General features: G+C 58.2%; 2 protein-coding genes. Both read left to right on the forward strand.

What is annotated here, in order from left to right:
* Positions 1–574: 574 nt before the first annotated feature.
* Positions 575–1,204: a hypothetical protein gene (locus ACWELQ_RS44460; RefSeq protein WP_452402979.1), complete on the forward strand. Its 630-nt coding sequence runs from the start codon at positions 575–577 to the stop codon at positions 1,202–1,204.
* A gap of 134 nt (positions 1,205–1,338) precedes the next feature.
* The coding region (locus ACWELQ_RS44465) for a hypothetical protein (RefSeq protein WP_452402980.1) at positions 1,339–2,102 on the forward strand (764 nt) is incomplete at its 3' end.

Raw genomic sequence — 2,102 nt, forward strand, 5'->3', positions numbered from 1 at the left:
GTTATGAGTAACAAGAAAATTGAGTAAGAGAGAGAAGTAAGTAACGTTGAGTGAGAATCGGTGAAGTCCGGTGCAAGGTAGCGATGGGTAACGAGGGTGCATAACCGGCGGCCGGGCGGGCGGTAGCGCCCGGCAATATGGTGACGTTCGGTGTGAGCGCGGCGGCACGAGTGGTCCGGTCCGGTGGGAACAGTGGCGGACTCGGGTCCGGTGATGGGCACGATCCCGGTGTGCCCGAACAGGTTGGTGGATTCCCTGGGCGCGCGCCGCATGATAAGGGCGTCCAATCTCCCGTCAAGTCGCGAATTTCCTGTGCGGTCAGGTGATTCGGGTGTCGGTCGGGTGAGGGAAATTCGCTCCTTGAGCGTGAGCCTCCTGGACGCCCTGTGCGGGCAGGAGGGGCAGGCCGCGGGGCCTGCCCTCGGCGGACGCGGCGCGCGCCCAGGGAATCCACGTTCTCCGAGGCTCCCAAACCCATTGACACGTACGTGTCAAAACCCGGTCCCGAACCCGAACTGTGTTCACGGACCGGTTGACACGTACGTGTCAACGTCTTCGGAAGGACCCGGAGATCATGACCGACTCCGACACCATCACCGGCCTACTCGTCACCGCTCTTGAAAACACTTGGGCTGCAATCCGAGCCCGGCACCCCGACGTCCCCAACGTCGTTCTGACCGTGGGAGCCGGATCAACCGGTACCAGCGAAATGACTCTTGGGCACTTCGCGCCGAACCGCTGGATCCGCGGTGAGTACGAACTCCATGAACTTTTCGTCGGCGGGGAAGGGCTTCAGCGTGGGGCGGCTGGTGTACTCGGTACTTTGCTCCACGAGGCCGCTCACGGCGTCGCTGTCACGCGCGGGATCAAGGACACCAGCCGCCAAGGCCGTTGGCACAACGAGCGATTCCGTACCCTCGGCGAGGAACTTGGGCTCACTCTGGAGCATCACGACAAGATCGGGTGGTCGATCACCACCGTGCCGGAACAGACCCGCGAGGTGTTCCGCGACGAGCTAGAGGAGCTTACATTTGCGTTGGTGGCCTACCGCCGTCAAGAACCGGGCCGACGAGATGGGCGCAGGTCCAACAACAACGGTTTGACCGCAGAATGTGATTGTGGTCGAAAGATTCGAGCTTCTCGTAGTGCATACGAGGCTGGCCTCATCTCCTGCGGACGATGCGGAGGGCTGTTCACCACGTAGGGCATCAGCCAACGCGGCACCGAGGTGATCAGTATGTGGTGGGACGGTCTGGCTTCACCGGCAAAAGATGTAGCACTTCCACGAGACCTACTGTCACACTTAGGACTTCGACGACGGACAACATCAGGATCGAGGTGGATGTGAAAGACCAGCAGACTCCCGGCGAACAGAACGACGCTGATCAGCCGAAGCCGAATCGGAAGCCTCCGAAACGTCCTACGCGCGCACAGTCTCTTTTGGCGCCCGAGCCCGGCAGGTCCAAAGAGGAGCTGGAGGCGGCAAGGAGTACGCTTGTTGAACGTTGCAGTCAGCTTGGACTTAGGCTCAAGGATAACAGTACAGAAAGTCCAAACAGGTGGTCGGGACTCAAATTTTCGCTTACACTCAGCAACGGAAGTGTAGATTTCGATATTCTCATTCCAGCGCGAAACTCTTTTGCGATAGATAATATTACCTCCGAACTCGACACTGACGTTTCCCTGTTATCGCAGTTCGCCGGACTTGCATGGATTGATTCTGGCAGGGCCGAAATCTTAATCGAGGATAGCCGCTTCTCGCCCAGCCAGGACGGATACTATAACGCCTTACCGAAACCATTGCGGGACAATGGCCGGAGGATATTGAGAGCAGAGCCAATCACTTTAACTGCATCCGATACCTCATCAGGCCTGACTATGGAGATCTCGCCCGCAAGCGACTTGCTCTTGGCCGTCCACAAAAGTAGACCGCGATCGATGGGCGAATATCTTGACGGTTTGCCGTCTCCTGAACTTACTCTAAAGATTTCCGGCATATCCGTTCACGACCGCTCGTCTTTCGAGGATCTGCTGCATAAGCTCGCACTATCGCTATCATTCGGCCGCTTCACTCAGCTACTTCAGCCCGAATCCGTGATAGC

It is taken from the genome of Nocardia sp. NPDC004722, assembly GCF_053601505.1.

Coding starts and splice junctions, on each gene's coding strand:
- ACWELQ_RS44460 (WP_452402979.1), top strand. CDS start 575: ATGACCGACTCCGACACCATCACCGGCCTACTCGTCACCGCTCTTGAA.